The organism is Halorubrum sp. Atlit-26R (genome assembly GCF_003666015.1).
Classification (GTDB): Archaea; Halobacteriota; Halobacteria; order Halobacteriales; family Haloferacaceae; genus Halorubrum.
Window position 1 is genome coordinate 1 of sequence record NZ_QPLT01000200.1, and the last position, 748, is coordinate 748.

At 53.5% G+C, this 748-nt stretch carries 1 protein-coding gene; it reads right to left on the bottom strand.

Annotated features, from left to right (window positions below; all coding sequences use genetic code 11):
• Positions 1–316: hypothetical protein (locus tag DVK07_RS22510; protein ID WP_303646395.1), on the bottom strand; the 316-nt coding region annotated here is incomplete at its 3' end.
• Positions 317–748 lie beyond the last annotated feature (432 nt).

The following is a 748-nucleotide window of genomic DNA, read 5'->3' on the forward strand; positions in this document are numbered from 1 at the left end:
TGAGGGACGAATCTACTGTAGACTCATAGTCCGTAGGGGTGGTGATCGGCTCTTCGTCTTTTTCATCAATTTTCCCATCTTCCACGAGATCAAATATGTCGAAGTCGCCGTCCACTACCTCTGGTGTGGGGTCTTCTTCCCGCTCGTCCGGTAGTTCGCTTGTCTCTTCAGTTGGTCCTAGCGAGGCACTGTCCGTAGTGTCATCGGCAACTTCATCGAAGGGAGTTGCTGGCTGTTCCTCGGATGGTTTGCCTGGGCCGGGCGGTTCTCCAGGTGTTGGGGTATCGCCTTCCCGGTGGTTGTCGTCTTGGCTCACTATAGAAATTCCACATAACCCATCTATAGCTCTTTTGGGGGGGGGCGTTCCGGTTCAACCGACAAACCATCCCTGCCTACTCGCCGCCTTCAGCAGCTCCTTGAGTCAGGGATTTCCTGATTCCACGACGCACTTCGCAGGAACCACCGTGCTTCCCGTGGGAACCAAGTCTCCACAGGCGTGTCTTCGGAGTGCCCACTCTTGGATCGGTGAGTCTAGGAGAACCGCTGTCTCTATCTGTCTAGTTAATCCTTACACCTCGGTTGTGTAGCGGTAGCGAGCGTCTTTGAGGGTGTCATAGAACAGTTCACATACCCGCTGTACGGCGATCTATGCCAAGAGTAACTCCAGTTTCACGCCATTTTTGAACTCAACTAGACAAACGCTCTCTCATCCCACCCACAATAACCGTTCTATGACACCCTCGGCCTA